This is a genomic window from Polaribacter vadi, from assembly GCF_018861005.1.
GTDB lineage: Bacteria > Bacteroidota > Bacteroidia > Flavobacteriales > Flavobacteriaceae > Polaribacter > Polaribacter vadi_A.
Genome location: NZ_JAHKQL010000015.1, coordinates 244,281 through 263,959 on the forward strand (window position 1 = coordinate 244,281; position 19,679 = coordinate 263,959).

The 19,679-nt window shown below is 30.7% G+C and carries 11 protein-coding genes; 5 read left to right on the forward strand and 6 right to left on the reverse strand.

The window, feature by feature from the left end; translation table 11 throughout:
• Positions 1 to 175 precede the first annotated feature (175 nt).
• From KO506_RS07930 to KO506_RS07950, 5 genes are all read left to right on the forward strand, one after another.
• Complete coding sequence (locus KO506_RS07930; RefSeq protein ID WP_215994357.1) at positions 176 to 2,686, forward strand: T9SS type A sorting domain-containing protein; 2,511 nt, start codon at positions 176 to 178, stop codon at positions 2,684 to 2,686.
• A gap of 105 nt (positions 2,687 to 2,791) precedes the next feature.
• Positions 2,792 to 4,240 (forward strand): sulfatase, encoded by a 1,449-nt coding sequence (locus KO506_RS07935; RefSeq protein ID WP_215994358.1) that lies wholly within the window; start codon positions 2,792 to 2,794, stop codon positions 4,238 to 4,240.
• A gap of 56 nt (positions 4,241 to 4,296) precedes the next feature.
• On the forward strand, positions 4,297 to 5,688 hold the full coding sequence (locus KO506_RS07940) for a sulfatase (protein WP_215994359.1): 1,392 nt from the start codon (positions 4,297 to 4,299) through the stop codon (positions 5,686 to 5,688).
• A gap of 2 nt (positions 5,689 to 5,690) precedes the next feature.
• Entirely contained in the window at positions 5,691 to 7,211 is a 1,521-nt protein-coding gene (locus KO506_RS07945) for a glycoside hydrolase (RefSeq protein WP_215994360.1), read from the forward strand.
• Positions 7,212 to 7,382: 171 nt separating this feature from the next.
• Positions 7,383 to 8,933: a sulfatase family protein gene (locus KO506_RS07950; RefSeq protein WP_215994361.1), complete on the forward strand. Its 1,551-nt coding sequence runs from the start codon at positions 7,383 to 7,385 to the stop codon at positions 8,931 to 8,933.
• Positions 8,934 to 9,274: 341 nt separating this feature from the next.
• Here the strand turns inward: KO506_RS07950 and KO506_RS07955 are convergent, their stop codons facing one another.
• The 6 genes from KO506_RS07955 to KO506_RS07980 all read right to left on the reverse strand — a co-directional run bounded on the left by KO506_RS07955 (position 9,275) and on the right by KO506_RS07980 (position 19,658).
• Positions 9,275 to 11,485, reverse strand: coding sequence for a right-handed parallel beta-helix repeat-containing protein (locus tag KO506_RS07955; protein WP_215994362.1), 2,211 nt, complete (start codon positions 11,483 to 11,485; stop codon positions 9,275 to 9,277).
• Between the two features lie 36 nt (positions 11,486 to 11,521).
• A complete protein-coding gene (locus tag KO506_RS07960) occupies positions 11,522 to 13,681 on the reverse strand; it encodes a right-handed parallel beta-helix repeat-containing protein (protein WP_215994363.1) in 2,160 nt (719 codons plus the stop codon).
• 178 nt (positions 13,682 to 13,859) lie between these two features.
• A complete protein-coding gene (locus KO506_RS07965) occupies positions 13,860 to 15,422 on the reverse strand; it encodes a sulfatase family protein (protein ID WP_215994364.1) in 1,563 nt (520 codons plus the stop codon).
• Positions 15,423 to 15,449: 27 nt separating this feature from the next.
• Positions 15,450 to 16,955, reverse strand: coding sequence for a sulfatase (locus KO506_RS07970; RefSeq protein WP_252726821.1), 1,506 nt, complete (start codon positions 16,953 to 16,955; stop codon positions 15,450 to 15,452).
• 6 nt (positions 16,956 to 16,961) lie between these two features.
• Complete coding sequence (locus KO506_RS07975; protein WP_215994365.1) at positions 16,962 to 17,216, reverse strand: DUF6786 family protein; 255 nt, start codon at positions 17,214 to 17,216, stop codon at positions 16,962 to 16,964.
• Between the two features lie 126 nt (positions 17,217 to 17,342).
• Positions 17,343 to 19,658 (reverse strand): sialate O-acetylesterase, encoded by a 2,316-nt coding sequence (locus KO506_RS07980; protein WP_215994366.1) that lies wholly within the window; start codon positions 19,656 to 19,658, stop codon positions 17,343 to 17,345.
• Between the last annotated feature and the right edge of the window lie 21 nt (positions 19,659 to 19,679).

The following is a 19,679-nucleotide window of genomic DNA, read 5'->3' on the forward strand; positions in this document are numbered from 1 at the left end:
ATCAGTTAAAATATTCTAATTATACCAAATAACAATAAGTCATTCTATGGTTAAATTGGTATTATAACTGATTTTATTAAATATAGCGAAAAATACCCTTAATGTGAAACATTAATAGGCCATGTATATTTATCAAGTTCTATAGATTGTCATCTCTTAACTAAATACACTAATTATGAAAAAAAAATACTCTAAAAAAATCATACATAACAACGTTGTTTTTGTAAATATCATTATGGTATTTACTTTATTCTTGTTTACCTTAAAAGGGTACGCTCAATCAATATTTATAAATGCAAATGATAAAGAACAATTCATTTCATTAATGGGGGGAGATATGGAAAGAAGTGGACCAAATTTTTTAAAATCTAGAAATCAAAAAGAAATTATTGATTGGGTAACAAAAGACATTCCTTTTAATGCTTTTCGTGTAAGGTATGATAAATTACAAGAGATGACTGAAGGGCAAAAGGATTTTTCAACTTATGATGGAGATGTCACTGCAATGAAAATGATGAAGGAAGTGAATCCTAATATTCAATTTTTTGCAACGATGAAATCAGATTATCATGGTTACAGTCAGGGTGATAGAAATAATTTACCAACATTTATTTACGATTATGCATATGTTAATGGTAGTGCTACAGGTACCAAAACTTTTAATGCAGAAAAATATGCTCTTTTTTTAGCAGATTATCTAGAGTTTATGAAAAATTCAGGAGTACCAATTACTTATTTATCTACTTCTAAAGAATGGGTACAAGTTTTAACAGTAAGTAGAGCTAAGGCAACTATAGAAGCCTTAATAATTATTTTACAACAAAGAAATATAGACATGCCTCTTATTGTAGATTCTGGTACTTGGTCTATTTCTCAAGGTATAAATGTGGTAAATAATTATGTAAACAATGATGTTGCCCAATATGTGTATGGTTTTAGTTCTCATAATTTATGGTCTGGAGAAAACAAAACTTGGCAACAATTTATTACTGCTGCTCAAAATGCAGGTAAGTATGCTTTTGCTGATGAAACAGGGCATGCTGGTGGTGGTTTTATAACTTCTGATGTAAGTATAGATTATCCATTAAGCATCTACACAGAAAAAAGTGAAATGTATAAAGGTGGGTTACAAGGAGAATTAATTTTTGAAATCTGGCCAAGAGGTTATCAAGAAGTTCAAAAGAATGGATTTTATGGGAAACCTATATTTTTTAACAATGGATCTAAGGCTGTTAGAATGAGATCCTATTATATAATGCAAAAGTTTGCAGCAGAGGCTGTCAATAAAAACTACATCAATTCGTCAATTACTAACATGGCAGATGTTAGTACTATGTCTTTTGGAGATGATAATCAAATAGCTTTATGGGTTATTAATAAAAGTGACTCTGAATATAATAATTTGTTAATGGATATCAACAACTTAGGGCTTAAAGAAGGTATGATTGTTGAAACAACTTATTGGGATGAATCTTCAGAAATTGAAGGTGTAAAAAATACTTTTGAAGCAACAAATAATAATCAATTTTTAGCAAATGTAAAAGCTAAAAGTCTTACTTGTTTTGTTATTAAAATAGATTATAAATTAAATCCTTTTCATCGTATCAATGCAAACTCTTGGGTTGGAGATAATATTACTTCAATTACTGTAAACGAAGGAGACAATATAGATTTTGGGCCTCAATCTAGAATTAATGGTAGTTGGACTTGGGATGGTCCAAATGGATTTACTGCTACCTCAAGAGATATATCTATTTCAAGTGTAAATTCAAGTATGGCAGGAGATTATGTGGCAACGTACACAGGTTCAAGTGGAGAAACAAGCACTTTAACAATGTCTGTTAATGTAATTTGTAATTCAACTCCTGCAACAACGCCTTATTATCAAATAGGAAGTAATTCATTAACAACAGGTAATAATATTTCAATTGATGTAGCAGAGTATTTAAAATTATCACCAGAACCTGCTACAGAAGGCACATGGACATGGAAAGGACCAAATAATTATAGTGCTTCTACAAGAGAAATTGAATTTGAAAACTTTTATGCAGATATGGAGGGTAGTTATGTAGCTACATATACTAGTTCAGGAGGATGTAGTACAGATATAGTGTATAATGTTACTGCGGTTTGTAGTTCTTTACCTAGTATTAACCCTTATTCAAGAATAAATACTGAAGCTTGGACCAATAAAAAAAGTGAATTATATGTTGCATCTGGAGACAAAGTTACATTTGGACCTAACTCAAGTGGAGATGGTATTTGGTATTGGTCTGGTCCTAATGGTTATGAAGCACTATTTACAAGAGAAATTATTATTGATAACATAACATCAGCACAAGCAGGAATTTATACTGTTACTAGAATAAATAACAACGGTTGTGAATCTAGTTATAGTTTTACTGTGTATGTTGATGGTGCTCTTAGTATCCAAAAGAATGAGTTCTCCAAAATAATTGCGTACCCTAATCCTGTTATTAATAAACTTACCATAAGTTCAGAGGATTATAGTTTATATCAAATAGTTACTGTTTTTAGTTATACAGGAAAAAAGATCTTAGAAAACAAAATCAGCCAAAGTAACTCTAAATTAGAAATAGATTTTAGTAATTTAAACAGTGGCTTATATTTTGTTGAACTTAAAGGTAAAACTAATAATAAAATATTTAAAATAATTAAAAATTAAGTTCATTAAAAAGTTGAGGCTATCTAAAAATAGCCTCTTTTTTTTAATGAAAAGTTTATTTTTTACTAAAGATTTCTCATTATAATAGAATTATAAATTTTTAATATGAAAAATTTTTTTATCACTATATTTTGTGCTTTTTTTCTATCAGGAAATAGACAGTACATTACCAAAAAAGAAAATAAACCCAATGTAATTGTCATCTTAATTGATGATGCTGGTTATGCAGATTTTGGTTTTATGGGGTCTAAAGATTTAGAAACCCCTAACATAGATAAATTAGCAAAAAGTGGAGTTATTTTTACAGATGCACATGTAAGTGCAACCGTTTGCGCACCAAGTAGAGCAGGCTTAATTACAGGTAAATATCAGCAGCGTTTTGGTTTTGAAGCTAATGGAACAGGTTATGGCGATTCTGGAGAAATAGGACTTTCTGACGATGTAACTACAATGGCAGATGTGTTTAAAAACAATGGTTATAAAACAATGGCATTGGGTAAATGGCATTTAGGAAAAGACGAATCTGATCACCCAAATCAAAGGGGTTTTGATGAGTTTTATGGTTTTGAAACTGGAAGTAGATCATATTTTCCAATACAAAATCCTAGAAAAGGAAAAATGCTACAAAATAACGGAAAAAGAGTGGTGTTTGATGGTTATCTAACAGATGTTTTAGGAGATCAATCTGTAAAATATATTGAAGATAACAAAGAAAATCCATTTTTTATGTACTTAGCATATAATGCAGTACACACACCTATGGAGGCTAAAAAAGAGGATTTAGAAAAATTTAAAGACCATCCAAGACAATATTTAGCAGCCATGACTTGGTCTTTAGACCAAAATATTGGTAAACTACAACAGAAGTTAGAAGAATTAGGAATTGCCGATAATACTTTAATTTATTTTTTAAGTGATAATGGTGGAGCCGCAAATAATGATTCTAGTGGAGGTCCTTTAAAAGGATGGAAAGGTAATAAGTTTGAAGGGGGCCATAGAGTACCATTTGTAGTAAGTTGGCCAGCACAAATTAAAGGAGGGCAAACTTTTAAAGGATTGTCTTCTTCTCTAGATATTTTTACTACTTCTATAGCCGCTGCAAATATTAAAAATGATGATAGTCTAATTTTAGATGGTGTAAATCTATTACCTTTTTTAAAGGGCGATAAAACAGGAAACCCTCATGATAAATTATTTTGGAGAAAATTAGAGGAAGCAGGTGCAAGAATAGGAGATTATAAAATGATTCGTTTAAAAAATTATGGATCTGTTTTATACAATTTAAAAGAAGATTTAGGAGAAACTATAAATTTAGAAAAACAAGACCCTGATCAATATCAATTATTACAAAAAGAGCTTACAAATTGGGAAGCTAAAATGAAAGCTCCACTTTGGCAAGAAGAACAAGATTGGATGCAGGTTACGCATCATATTCATCAAAGATTAATGGAGAATAAAGAAATATTGTATACTAACCCCAATAAAATGAAAAGAGTTTTAAGAGGCGATACAAATAAAAAACAAAGATTAAAACGATTTAACAGAAATAATTAGAAATTAAAATGATGTGTAAAATAAAGTGTTTTTATATCTTTTTTTTAATTGGATACTTGTCTGTTAACGCTCAGAGTTTTGTAGATTCAAAAAAAAAACCCAATATTATTTATATAAATGTAGATGATTTAGGTTGGATGGATACTGAAACTTATGGAAGTACATTTTTCGAAACTCCTAACATTAATAAACTGGCAGAAAGTGGTTTAAAGTTTACAAATGGATATGCATCTGCTGCAAATTGTGCACCAAGTAGAGCATGTTTAATTAGTGGGCAAAATACGCCTAGACATGGTATTTATACAGTTAGTAATTCTGATAGAGGAAACACAAAAACTAGAAAAATAATTCCGATTAAAAATACAGTAGTTTTAGCTGATAAAAATGTAACACTTGCAGAAATGTTAAAAAGAGCAGGTTATACAACAGGTACTTTTGGTAAATGGCATTTAGGGGAAGATGCTAAAACACAGGGTTTTGATGTAAATGTTGGCGGAAGTCATAATGGAAATCCAGGAAAGAATGGATATTTTAGCCCATATAATATCAAGAATATTATTGATCATAAAAAAGGTGAAAATTTAACAGATAGATTAACGCAAGAAGCCATTTCGTTTATAAAAGATAATAAAGAGAAGCCGTTTTTTGTGTATTTGCCTTTTTATGCGGTTCATACACCTTTGTCAACTACTTCTGCATTAGAAAAAAAATATTCAGAAAAGGAAGGTAATTCATCTAAAAAGAAGGCAATTTATGCAGGTATGATAGAAACTGTTGATAGAAATATCGGTTTAATTTTAGATGAAATTAAAGCTTTAAATTTAAAGAACACATTAATTGTTTTTACTTCTGATAATGGTGGAATAAGAGCTATTTCTAATCAAGATCCTTTAAGAGCAGGTAAAGGTTCTTACTACGAAGGTGGTATTAGAGTGCCATATATTATTTCTTGGGATGGAGTTGTAAAACCAAATACAGTTTCTAAGACTTCTATTACCAATTTAGATTTTTATCCAACTTTTATGGATGTTTTAAATGTAAAAATGCCCAAAAAAGTATTAGATGGAATATCTATTTTGCCAATTTTAAAAGGCGGAAAAATTAAAAAGAGAAGTTTATTTTATCATTTTCCTATTTATTTACAAGCTTATAATGCTAAAACAGATCAAGCAAGAGATCCTTTTTTTAGAACAAGACCAGGTTCTGTTATTATTGATGGAGATTGGAAATTACATCAATATTTTGAAAATAACGAAATTGAATTGTATAATTTAAAAGAAGATTTAGGTGAGAAAAACAATATAGTTGAGGTTTATCCTAAAAAAGCATCAGAATTATTAGAGAAATTAAATGCTTGGAGAACAGAATTGAATGCGCCAATCCCAACTGAATTAAATCCTAAATATGATGCTGATTTTGTGCCAAATAAGTTTAATAAAAATCACTAAAAATGAAGAATATATTAATTCTTATATTTCTGTTCTTAAGCTCAATTTCACTTTCACAAAACAAGGTTGAAGAGATAAATATCAATGTTTTTCCAGATGTGGAGTTTCAAACGATTCATAATTTTGGAGCATCTGATGCTTGGTCTGCGCAGTTTGTAGGGAAATGGCCTTTACAGAAAAAAGAAGCAATAGCCGATTTATTATTTAGTACAGAAAAAAATAATGACGGAACTTTTAAAGGAATTGGTCTTACTACTTGGAGATTTAACATTGGTGCAGGAAGTGCAGAACAAAAAGAGAATAGTAAAATTAAAGATGAATGGAGAAGGGCAGAAGGCTTTCTAAATAATGATGGTTCTTATAATTGGAATCGACAATCGGGTCAACAATGGTTTTTAAAAGCAGCAAAAGAAAGAGGTGTTTCCTCTTTTATTGGATTTGTAAATAGTCCACCAGTACAATTTACAAAGAACCATAAAGCATTTTCTGATGATGGATTATCAACAAATTTAAAAAGAGATAATTATGCAAATTATGCGCTATTTTTAAAAGATGTAGTAACACATTTTAAGGATAGCCTAGATTTAAAGTTTAGTTATATCAGTCCATTTAATGAACCACAATGGGATTGGAAAAACGGAAAACAAGAAGGTTCTCCCTGGAATAATGATGAGTTATCAAAAGCAACAAAAATAATTGATTCTGTTTTTACAATGCATCAATTAGATGCTAAATTAGAAGTTTCTGAAGCTGGACAAATTGATTATTTAACGTCAATAAAAAAGGACAAAGAAAATAGAAGTAATCAAATAGAAGTATTTTTTAATCCAAAAAACGAACTTTATATAGGAAATTTACAATCTGTGGCACCAAAGTTTGCAGGTCATAGTTATTTTACTACTTGGAATATCTCAAAATTAAAAAGAAATAGAGAAGAAATAAGTAACAAGTTAACCAAATATCCGAATTTAGAATATTGGATGACAGAGTATTGTATTCTAGAAAATAATGCAGAAATAAGAGGGAAGGGCAAGGGCTTAACAATGAAAACGGCTTTATATGTAGCACGATTAATTCATGCAGATTTAACGATTGCAAATGCAAGTGCATGGCATTGGTGGTTGGCAATGTCTCCATACAATTATAAAGATGGGTTGATTTATCATGATAAAAATAAACAAGATGGTGTTTTTAAAACTTCCAAATTATTATGGGGATTAGGTAATTATTCAAGATTTATAAGACCAGAAGCAAAACGAATTAAACTAGATTATAAAGATCAAAATTCTCTTGAAAATTTAGAAAAAGGAGTTTTAATTTCAGGATATAAAAATTTAGATAACTCTATAGTTATTGTATTGGTTAATCAAAAATCAGCAGCAATTAATCTAAGTTTTAATAGTAACATAAAAGAAATATATGTAACTAATAAAGATTCCGATTTAAAACCTTTAAAAGAAAATATTACTCAAAAAAGTGTCAAAATATCGGGTAAATCAATTAATACTTTAATTTTAGAGTAGACCGATTAAAAATTTTTAAAGAAGTTAATATTTGAAAACTATGTGTTTAAAAATTTGTAAAATAGAAATAAGAGACATTTGTTTACCTTTTTTGTATGATTATTACCCCAATGTATTAAAGCCGTATTCTTACTTTTGATTTTAAAATCAATCAATACTTAATTTATTCTGATGTATTTAAATAAAATCATTTTTAAAATTTCTCTTTTGTCTTTTTTTGCAATGTTAAGTTGCAAATCAGAAAAAAAAGAAACAAAAACAATTACGGAAAATAGAAAACCAAATATAGTTGTTATTTATTTAGATGATTTAGGTTATGGTGATTTAAGTGCCTATGGTGCAACAGAATTACAAACGCCAAATATTGATGCTTTAGCCAATGGAGGAATTAAATTTACAAACGGTTATGCATCTTCTGCAACTTGTACACCAAGTAGATATGCGTTGTTAACAGGTGTGTATCCTTGGCGAAATAAAAAGGCAAAAATTTTATCGGGTTCTGCTCCTTTAATTATTAATAAAGAGCAAAAAACTTTACCAAAAATGCTTAAAACGCAAGGCTATCAAACAGCAATTGTTGGTAAATGGCATTTAGGTTTAGGAAGTGGTAATGTAAATTGGAATGAGAAAATTACTCCAGGTCCAAACGAAGTAGGTTTTGATGAATCGTATATTTTAGCTGCTACACAAGATAGGGTTCCAACAGTTTATATAGATAATGGTTATGTAGTTGGTTTAGATAAAAACGATCCTATTGAAGTAAATTATAAAAAGAATTTTGAAGGAGAACCAACAGCTAAATCTAATCCAGAAATGACAACAATGAAGTGGCATCATGGTCATAATAATAGTATTGTAAACGGAATTCCGAGAATTGGTTATATGAAAGGTGGAGATGCTGCAAAATGGTCTGATATTGATATGGCAGATCATTTTTTAGATAAAGCACAAAACTATGTAAAAACTCATAAAGAAAAACCTTTCTTTTTATATTATGCTATGCAACAACCACATGTGCCAAGAACTCCTCATCCAAGATTTGTGGGTAAATCTGGAATGGGACCAAGAGGCGATGTTATTTTAGAAGCAGATTGGATGATTGGAGAGTTTATAAAAACTTTAGACAAAGAAGGTGTTTTAGAAAATACTTTAATTGTTTTTTCTAGTGATAATGGACCCGTTTTAAATGATGGATATTATGATGATGCTGTAGAAAAATTGGGAAAACACGACCCTAAAAGAGGTTTAAGAGGTGGTAAATACAGTTTATTAGAAGGGGGTACAAGAGTACCTTTTATAACATATTGGAAAGGAACAATTAAACCATCAATTTCAAATGCTATTGTTTGCCAGATGGATTTACTAGCTTCTTTAGCAAACTTAACAGGAACTACAGAAAATTCTACAGATAGTAAAGAATTAATAAATACATTTTTAGGAAAAACAGATAAGGGAAGAAATCATTTAATAATTGAAGCAAATTCTAGAACAGCTTTAAGAAGTGGAGATTGGCTAATGATTCCACCATACAAAGGTTGGAGGTTTAATAAAAAAGTAAATATTGATGTAGGTGTTCGTCCAGAATTTCAATTGTATAATTTAAAGGATGATGTTGGTCAAAAACAAAATTTAGCAGAAAAAAAATCTGAGAAGTTATTAGAAATGATTGAAGTTTTTGAAACGATGAGAGGTCAAAAAATAAATGAAGTAGAACACGATTAAAGTTAAAATAATTTTTAAACTATCAGATTTTTTTAAAATATAGATGCATGCAATATTAAAGAAAAAGTAAAATTAATTACCAAAAAAGAAGAAGTTGTATTAAACGTTTTTTTATAATTAAATGTAAAATAGTTTCATCATCTGATTTTATAAAAATTTCTATGACAGTTTCTATATCAGAATAGACAAATAATTTTAATGTTTGTCAGAGCATTTTTAATTGTCAAAGAAACTTTAATAGATAGCTAAGACTAGTTTTATTTTACTAAGTATTTAAATAAAGTAAAAACTTAAAGCAAACAATTGTTGATAAAACTATTTTACATTTTGTTTGAACATCCTTATTCCTTTATATTATTTGTTTTACGTAAACCTATTTTAGAAAAATCAATAGGTTTAATTCCCATTTTTAATGCTGGTGAATCTGGTTTAAATCTAAAATCGCCATTTTCGGCATCTACAAATAGTGGATCTACTGCTTTACTGTTTTTGTCAATTCCGTTTTTTTGATTCTTTGCAATCAATTCTTTCCCTTTTTCAGGATTTGTTTTACAGAAATAAATGTTGTTATCTGTATCTGCATCCATGGCTCTAGCCAATGCTCTACCTCTTCTGTCTTCCGAACTTCCTGCTTTTCCTGGAGGTAATTCATCAATAAATCTAGATTCGTTTGTAAATGCATAAAAGATATTATTTTTAATAGTTGCCCCAGTTAAAGGACCTTCTCTTACAGACAAATAGTATCCTCTTGGTGGAGCAATAATATTTACAACAATATTGTTTTCTACTTTATTATCTAACTTGGTAAGGATACCTTGAGATGTAGCATTGAAAATAATATTCTCGGTAATTAACGTTCCTGTTTGCCCACCATCTGTTCTAATTGCAGCTTGCATAATCATATCTGCTACCATATCATGAATATAATTTCTACGAATGATATTTCCTTTACCAGAACCACGAATGTAAATTGCATTACCATCTCCAAGTCTTTGCATTCCATGGTGAATTTCATTGTTTTCTACAATATTATCATGTGTATGTAAATAAGGCAATACTTCATCTAAAGTTACATCTTTTGTAAACGCTGGCATTTCGTCCTTTCTAAATGTTCTTAAAAGCTCTCTTCCATTTCCTTTTTTAGCAAGAAATTGAGTCATACAACCAGATAAAATAATTGCTGTATAATCTAAATGATTAATTAAGTTGTTTGCCACGTAATTTTCTCCACTTTGCCACACAAAAATTCCTGGTGAGTGCCAATAAATTTCTCCTACATGATGAATATTGTTATTGTAAACTGTATTCTTCTTATTTACATCTTTAGTTCCTGGTCCATATCCTGCAAGGAGAATTCCACCTCCACCCATATGTTCTATATGGTTGTTAGAAATTTTATTACCAATACCATGTAAGTCTACTCTAATTGCACCACTTCCACTATGTAAAAAATGAGAATTTTCGATACTACAATTTTCTGTTCCTCTAAAACGAACCAAAGCATTGTCTTTATCCATCATATCCCAATCGTGTTGTAAACCTTTATCATCTGAAGTTAAAGTATATCTTTCTCCATGTTTAAATGTTAAACCATTAAAATGTAAATTACGAACAGGTATGTCTTCTTGTTTAGATTCTCTAATATTTCCTTCTACACGAATTAGTTCTAATAATGTTGGTGCAAATACTGGAGAATCGTTTCTTGGCCAAAGATATACTTTGCCTTCTTTTGTATTTAAAGCCCATTCTCCTTCTTTATCTAAAACATCTATTACATTTTCTATCCAACAGTTCTCTGTTTTTTTTAGAAAATGAAGTACATTCATAGCATAAGTTGCATCAATAGAAGTATTAGCTGTATTTGTTTTTTCATTTACAGAAACTACTGGTAGCATATTTGTTATCCAAGCATGATGAGGTCTTACTTTTATTTCAACATCCTTTATATTGTCCCAATTTTTTAAAAATCCGTCAGGAAATTTAAGACGATTTCTTCCATTTTGTTTTTCGCCAGTGATAATTCCTTTAGATTGTGCTCTAGGTAACATTCCTTCATCATCATACAACGTTAAAAATTTATCAGACACATTTGCCACCCAAACTTTTCCTTCTGCTTCTTTTGGAAGTCCTGGAAGTTTTGTTGTTACTTTTTTCCAACCTTTTATCTCTTGTCCTGAACTGAATACAGGTTTTTCTCCTGGATATGCAGCATAAGTAATTGTGTAATTATCTTCAGCAGAATCTTTTAAATCGAAAACGATGGTTTTATTTAATTGATATACACCACCTTTTATGTACACTAAAATATCTTTTGATTTACCTTTTTTAAAATCTCTAACGGCATTTTTAGCTTTTTCTAAAGTAGCAAAAGGACCATCTGTTTTAGTTGCATTTGGTTCTGCCAATGTTCCTGACCAATTATCTGAACCTTGTGTAGATACAAAAAAGTCTGCTTTAGGAGATGTATTTACTTGTGCAGAACTACATCCAAAACCAATAATTAAGGTTAGTATTAGAATCCATTTATTTTTAATCTTATGTATAATTTTCATCTTTATCAATTTATATTTTAATAGAATCTAATGGTATTATTTATTAATTTGTAAACCAATTTTTGTAACATCAATAGGTAAAATACCCATTTTTAAAGCAGGTGAATCTGGTTTAAATCTAAAGTCCCCATTTTCAGGATCCATAAACATTGGATCTATTGCTTTGCTATTTTTATCAACTCCATCTTTTTGTGATTTAGCTAACCTCTTTTCTGCAATAGTATTATCTGCTTTACTATAAAAAATATTATAATCAGAGTCAACATCTCTTATTCTTGCTGGCACTCTACCTCTGCTATCTTCACCTACCAAACCTTTTCCTGCTTTTGGTTCAGAAAGAAAAATACACATATCTGTAGTTGAGTAAAAAATATTTCGTTTCAAAGTTGCTCCTGTTGATGGACCTTCTACCAATTTTAAATAAAGACCACCTCTAGGTGGACCAACATCTGCAATAATGTTATTTTCAAAACGATTATTGAGTTTTAAGGTCATGCCTTGTGAATTACATTTGTAAATCAGGTTTTCAGAAATTAGCACGTCCATTTGTCCACCATCTGTTCTAATAGCACTTTGCTTTCCTGTTTTTGCCACTAAATCATGTATGTAATTCCTACGAATTATATTTCCAGCTCCAGCTGCACGTATGTAAATACCATTTCCATCACCTAACTTTTTCATTACATGGTGAATTTCATTATTTTCTATGATATTATTTTTACTATGCCAATATGGACGAACATCATTTGGTGTTAATTTTTTAGGTAATTTCCCTATTTCATGCCAACGAATGGCTCTATGTTGTTCTCTTCTGTTAGAGGGTTTAAAAAATCGAATCACACAACCTGAAACTATTAAACCACAATAATTTGTATTATGAATTAAATTGTTAGCGACTCTATTATCTCCACTATTCCAAAGAAAAATACCTGGAGATTGCCAATAAATTTCACCTATATGATGAATATTATTATTGTAAACTGTATTGTTTTTATTTACATCTTTAGTACCTGGACCATAACCACAAAGTAGAATTCCACCTCCACCCATTTGTTCTATATGGTTGTTAGAAATGTTATTATTCTTACCATATAAATCAACTCTGATTGCGCCACTTCCACTATGTAAAAAATGAGAATTTTCTATAGAACAATTTTCAGCACCTCTAAAACGTACCATTGCATTATCCTTGTCTAACATATCCCAATCGTGTTGTAAACCAGCATCATCTTTGGTTAACGTATAACGCTCTCCATGTTTAAAAGTAAGTCCACGAAAATGAAGGTTTTTCACAGGAACATCTGTTGCACCTTTAAAATCTATTTTACCTTCTACTTTAATCAATTCTAATAAAGTAGGAGCAACAATAGAAAAATTATTATTTCTAGGCCAGAGATATACTTTTTTCTCCTTTGTATTCAATACCCATTCTCCTTGTTTGTCTAATTCTTCTAACACATTTTCTACCCAAAAACCTTTTTTTGTAATTGCATAAGTAGCATCAACAGAGGTAAGTGCAACTCCCTTTTTTTCATCAACAGATTTTAGTGGTAACATATTTACAATCCAATCTCTTGTTGGGCGCACCAAAATTTCTACATCTTCTACATTCGACCAATTTTTTAAAGTTCCTTTCGGAAAAAGGAGTTTGTTCTTTTTACTTCCTTTCAATGGCATAAAACGTTCTGATTGTGCACGTGGCAACATACCCTCATCATCATATAGTGTTAAAAATTTATCAGAAACATTGGCTACCCAAATATTACCAACTGCTTCTTTTGGTAAGTTTGGCAGTGTATTAGTTACTTTTTTCCAACCCGTAATTTCTTTTCCAGAACTAAACACTGGTTTTTCATTTGGATATGCTTGATAAATGATATTCTGATTATCATTTCCAGAATCTTTTAAATCGAAAACTACTGTTTTTTTAAGTTGATAATTTCCTTCTCTGATTAGAACAGTAATGTCTGTTGATTTCTTGTTTTTGAGTTTTCGAACCGTATTTTTAGCCTGTTCTAAAGTTGCAAAAGGACCATCTGTTTTAGTTGCATTAGGTGTAGCTAAGGTACCAGACCATTTGTCTGAGCCTTGAGTGGATACAAAAAAATCTGCTGTTGTTTTTTCTGTATTTGTTTGTGATATGGCACTAAAACATCCTATGATTAGTGTTAACGCTAAAAATATTATTTTTCTCATAATTTTCTACTGCTTCTTAAACTCAAACAAATTAATATTACTTGAGTTGATACAATTGGTTATTACAAATATCTATCCAAATTAAAAAAAGGGGTTGCTCTTTTCGTGCTTTTTATTACCCAATTCACCCATACTGGTTTTAATAACGCGTAAAAAACAGCAAGATCATTACAAAGGTTTAGTTTATAATGGCTTCAATTTGAGGCCAATTATCCATTCCTTCATTCGTTTGTGTAGTTCCTAGTGTACTTCTGCCGTCTAAAATTATCTTTTTTAGTGCTGCTTTTAACTCCTCTGCTTTTTTAGGATATACTGCAATTAAGTTTTTTGTTTCTCCAATATCATCTTTCAAATTGTACAATTGCATCTTAGGTAAATCCAATTTTTGCTTTCTTATATCTTTAGGACTAGGGTAGCTCCAACCACCAGAACCTGGACAAGTAATTAATTTCCAGTCTCCTTTTCTGATTGCAAAATCTCCACTAATTGAATGACTAACAATATACTCTCTAATATCAATATCTTTTGCTTTTGTAATTAGTGGTAACATACTATTGCTATCTACACCTTCATCATCTTTTATTCTATGACCCGTCAATTCAGCACAAGTTGCAAAAAAATCAGTTGTGCAAATTGTTTTATCTGTACTCTTGTTTTTTTGTGCTTTAGCTGGCCATTCTATAATAAAAGGCACTCTATGTCCACCCTCAAAAATGTCAGCTTTATGACCTCTGTATACCCCACTTGGGTTATGGTTAAATTTCGCCAATGTTTCAAAATCTGCTTTGGGAGAACACCCATTATCACTTGTAAAGACCAAAAGTGTATTCTCTGAAATTCCTTGACGTTTCAACTCTTTTCTTATTTGACCAACAACATCATCTACTTGCATTACAAAATCTCCATACATATTTGTATTGCTTTTTCCTAAAAACGCTTCCGAAGGTAAAATGGGAGTATGAGGGGCAGGTAAAGGGAAATACAAAAAGAAAGGCTTGTTATCTTTAGCTTTTGAGTCTATATATTGAACTGCTTTATCTGTTAAATCTTGTAATACTGTTTGATGTACAAAGTCTTCAGAAGTAAGTCCTTTTCTCCAAAATTTTTGCCCTTTTGAAGCTGTATATGTTGTGGGTACCATAGTAGGCATATCATTTTCTATGTATACATAAGGTGCCATATCTAAGGAACCGCAAAAACCAAAAGTATATTCAAAACCGTGAGTAGTAGGTCCATTTGTAACTGGTTTCTTAAAATCTATCTTAGGTTCTACCTTTATTTTTTTTAGATTAATAGATGTTTGACCATCTTGAAGTGCCCAATCCCATCCTAAATGCCATTTTCCAATGTATGCTGTATTATAACCTTGTGTTTTTAGCATTTCTGCAACCGTAACACGTTCTTGTTTTATTAATGATTTAGAATAGCCCCCTATTACACTACTTTTTAACTTTGATCTCCAATTATATCTGCCTGTTAAAATTCCATAACGAGTTGGTGTACAAACTGCTGATGAAGTATGCGCATCTGTAAATTTCACTCCATTTATAGCCATTTGATCTAAATTGGGCGTTGCAATTTTTCCATTTGGATTGTAATTTTGGACATCACCATAACCTAAATCATCTGCCAAAATATAAATAATATTTGGTTGTTGTTTTATGGACGATGTTTGATTTGAGGTAGTTTTGCAAGCAACTGCAATGACTACTAATACTAGTAAGCTAATTTTTAATTTCATTTTATTTTTTAAAATTTAAATTATTTTTTAAAATGGTAATACAGATGCCAGTGGAAGTGGTACTTTATTATTTTTCCTCCAACTAACAAGTTCTGCCAATAATTCTGAACCTTTTTCAGGATTTTTATCAATTAAATTTTGACTTTCCTTTAAATCCTCTTCTAAATTGTATAATTCAACTTTTCCATCATTTAAAAACTGAATCAATTTCCATTTCCCTTTTCTGATGACAGAACAAGGCGGATTTTTATATCTACTAGCCAAATGCCAAAAAAGTGGTCGTTCTTTAAAAAGTTTGTTTTTTAATAGAGGAACTATACTTTTGCCATCTAAAACACCATTGTAGTTTTTAACTTTAGCCAAGTCTAAAAAAGTTGGAAAATAATCCATACCAGAAATAGGTGTTTTGGAAATTCCAGCATTAATTTGCCCTTTCCAATTTACAAAAGCAGGTACTCTAATTCCGCCTTCATATACCATTCCTTTTGCACCCCTTAAAGCATTTGACTTACTTGTTAATCCATTAAAACCATTGTCTGATGTAAATATTACAATGGTATTTTCGCGCAAACCTTCTTTATCTAGATAATCAAAAATTCGTTTTACATTCTCATCAATAGAAGCTATCATACTTGCGTAACCTGCAGCTTCGCTTTTATTTTTAATACCTTGACCTGTAATGGTATCAGCTTGTTTGTTCATAAATTTTTGATACGCTTCATCTGTCCTTGCTACAATTGGACGATGAGGCGCATAATAATGAAGATTTACAAAAAATGGTTGTTTTTTATTTTGTTTGATAAAATCAATTGCATCAGAAGTTAATCTATCCGTTAGCCATTCATCATCTTTTTTATCTTCAATAAACGGATTTTTAAAAGGTGCTTTATAACCTCCACTTTCAGATTTATAACCTTTTTCATAACCTCTGGCAGGATCTCCCCACCAAGTGCCACCAACATTTTTATCAAATCCTTTTCCTATTGGATAATATTGTTGAATTTCTGCTGATTGATGATTTGCTAACCAATCTAAAGTTCCGTTTGCAGGTTGTTTTAAATGCTTTTGAAAAGGATATTTTTTTTCTTCCTGAGGATTTGGTCCAACAACATGCCATTTTCCTAAATGAATGGATGTGTAACCTGCCTTTTTTAACGGTTCTGCATACATTTTATGTTCTAAACCGACTGTCCAACGTGAAAATATATTGTCTTGATTATTTCCTCTTTCTAACACAGGTACATTATAAATGCCTGTTCTAAAAGACTGTTTACCTGTTAACAAAGCTGCTCTTGATGGTAAACACGTTGGATACATATAGGCATCGCTAAAAACCAAACTTTCCTTAGCTAGTGCATCTAAATTTGGTGTTTCAAACCATTGACTTCCCATAAAACCAACATCTTGCCAACCTAAATCGTCTGCCAGAATAAAAATAATATTGGGTTTGGTTTGTTCTTTTTCTTGACTACTACAAGCCAAAACTATCAAAAGAACCATTGCAATACATACTGTTTTAGAAAGTTTTATCATATTATTTTAAAGCAGATTTAATTTCAATAATTCTTTGTTAATCCAACCGTAACTTCTTCCATTATCACCATAAGCACTACTTATCATAATTCTTCCTTGTAACGCTGCTGAAATTGCTACTTTAGAGTTGTTTGATGCGTCTGTAAGTTGAATTATTTTGATATAATCCTTCATAAAACTTACATCATCTGCATAGGTATTTATGCTATCATTTTTATGAGTGTCAGTTGTTACGTTCTTTACTTTATTTTGATTCTCCATTTTTGAGTTTTTTTTTGAATTACACGAAAGCAATAACAAAAAAAGTGTATGCAATGATAATAAAGGTAGATGATTTGTTTTGTCTCATATATTCAAATTATTTGCTGTAATAGACCATTCTTTTAATTATTCTGAATCTGTTCTAAATGGATATGCAGGTAAATTAGCCTCATTTACCAAATTTACATCTGGTTTTCCTGAAAAAGCATATCTGACATATTGTGGATTTTTAATTGCTTTAGAGGTTAAAATGACTGTATTTCCTTCAATTTTTGCATTTGCCATTTGCCAATTCATAGTTTTGTCGGCGATCCAAAATGCAGTTGGTGGTTTTCCATTTAATGTTTTTAAACCTTCAGCATTATCGAAAGACACCATCAATTGTCTTTTTTTAATCGCTACAGATTTCATTTTTGGTCCTTCCGAAATTATATTTTTCTTAAAATTTTCTTTAGTTGCTGCTAACGCTAAACGTTTCCCAATTGGGAGTTTATCTTTTGGATGAATATTTTTTAAAGCTCCCAAATCAATAGTATTGATAACATTTGTATGTGGAATTTTTAAAACTTTAAGTTGTGATTCTCGAATCCAAGCCCAAGATTCTTCAGTTGGATCTTGAGGATCTATGATTTGTTTTTTTTCTGTTCCTTTGCCATAACCTGGCAACATAACCACCATAAAATGCATATTTTCTTTATCCCATTCTTTTCTATAACGTTTTATCCAAGCACTCAAGATATCTCCATATTCTTTCATACCAGAAACCTTATGGAACCAATTGGCTTCAGTAACTTCTGGAACACCAGAAAGATATCTTGCATTTCGCTCACCTTGATACCAAACTAGACCTCTTACAGCAAAAGGTGCTAAAGGTTTCATCATTGCATTGTATAAAACATTTGGTTGCCTGCGTAGAAAAACATCTTCTTTTTTAGTTCGATTTTCTTTTTTTACAATGATGCTTTTAATGTTATTTTGAGTTTCTGTATCCGCATCAAAATCTTGCATTATTGTTTTAAAATAATCAAAATCTTGTGCCATATCTCTAGGCATCCAAGCTTCTAATGAAGAACTTCCCCAAGAAGTATGAATTATGCCAATAGGTACATCTGCAGCTTTCTCTAAATAATAAGCAAAAGCAAGTGAAACCGCACTTGTTGGCGTTTGTGTTGACCATATACCTACAACCTCATCTTCTTCCTGTAATGAAACTGTTCTATTAACTTCAAAGCTTCGAATATTTTTTGCTTTGGATACCAATGCTTGAACTTCGGGGACTGCCCTTACTTTCATTTGCATATTCGATTGACCAGAACAAATCCAAACTTCACCTACCAAAACATCGGAAATAACAATTTCGTTTTTTCCTTTTACTATTAAATTTTTTCCTTTTTTAGAAGTTTTTAAGGTATCTAATTCAATTTTCCATTTTCCAGATTCATCTGCAGTTGTACTTTTTTGTTGCCCTGCAAACTCAACTAAAACTTTTTGACCTGGTGTTGCAGTTCCCCAAACAGGAACTTTCATACCACGTTGTAATATCATATGGTTGCTAAAAATATTAGATAGTTTTAATTCAGAATTATTAAATCGAGCTTTTACAAAGGCATAGCTTTTTTCCATTAATTCATCATAAATTACTTTATCAGCCTTTTTTTTGCGAAAAAAAGGACTGTTAAAAAAACCATGGTCTTTTCCTACATAAGATTCTAATTGACAAACATTTCCAGCTTCATTCATTAACACATTGAAACGTTCTGCATTTTCAAAAGGTACTGTTTTGTCTGCTTTTCCATGAAACACTAAAGTGGGTACAATTCCTTTTTTTATTTGATGATTTGGTGAAATATCTGTTTTTCGTTCTTCACCTACTTTCGCCATTCCATACCCTTTTTCGGTAGTATCTAATACAGGATTGTACAGTATCATAAGATTAGGTTTAGAACTGACAGACAAATCCTCGTTGTCATCTTCATAACCTTCAATAACACCTGTACATGCTGCTACATGACCACCAGCAGAACCTCCTGAAGCCACTATTTTATCAGGATTAATTCCCAGCTTTTTTGCGTTTTTACGAACCCATCTAATTGCCGATTTTGCATCACTTACAGCATCGAATGGTGTTGTATTATGCTTATTCTTAACTCTATACTCTGCTGAAATGGCAACAAACCCTTTTTTTGCAAAATAGCTTGATTGTTCATAAAACTGTTTAGGGTTACCACTAGTCCAACCACCACCAAAGAAAAACACAATGACAGGAACTTTATCCGTTATTTTATGTCCTTTAGGATTAAAAATATGGAGAGACAACTTGGTGTTATTTATGGTTTTGTAAACAACTGTTGAATCTGGTTCAATTGAACCTATAGTAGCAACTGATTCTGCATTAGCAACTAAACTTGTTACTAATAATAATGTCAATAGAAATCTCTTCATGTTATATGTTATGTATTATTG

What these genes read in the sequence shown, in the direction of transcription:
- KO506_RS07930 (WP_215994357.1), top strand. Translation starts at nt 176, where the DNA reads ATGAAAAAAAAATACTCTAAAAAAATCATACATAACAACGTTGTTTTT.
- KO506_RS07980 (WP_215994366.1), bottom strand. Translation starts at nt 19,658, where the DNA reads ATGAAGAGATTTCTATTGACATTATTATTAGTAACAAGTTTAGTTGCT.
- KO506_RS07935 (WP_215994358.1), top strand. Translation starts at nt 2,792, where the DNA reads ATGAAAAATTTTTTTATCACTATATTTTGTGCTTTTTTTCTATCAGGA.
- KO506_RS07950 (WP_215994361.1), top strand. Translation starts at nt 7,383, where the DNA reads ATGTATTTAAATAAAATCATTTTTAAAATTTCTCTTTTGTCTTTTTTT.
- KO506_RS07965 (WP_215994364.1), bottom strand. Translation starts at nt 15,422, where the DNA reads ATGAAATTAAAAATTAGCTTACTAGTATTAGTAGTCATTGCAGTTGCT.
- KO506_RS07955 (WP_215994362.1), bottom strand. Translation starts at nt 11,485, where the DNA reads ATGAAAATTATACATAAGATTAAAAATAAATGGATTCTAATACTAACC.
- KO506_RS07945 (WP_215994360.1), top strand. Translation starts at nt 5,691, where the DNA reads ATGAAGAATATATTAATTCTTATATTTCTGTTCTTAAGCTCAATTTCA.
- KO506_RS07970 (WP_252726821.1), bottom strand. Translation starts at nt 16,955, where the DNA reads ATGATAAAACTTTCTAAAACAGTATGTATTGCAATGGTTCTTTTGATA.
- KO506_RS07975 (WP_215994365.1), bottom strand. Translation starts at nt 17,216, where the DNA reads ATGGAGAATCAAAATAAAGTAAAGAACGTAACAACTGACACTCATAAA.
- KO506_RS07960 (WP_215994363.1), bottom strand. Translation starts at nt 13,681, where the DNA reads ATGAGAAAAATAATATTTTTAGCGTTAACACTAATCATAGGATGTTTT.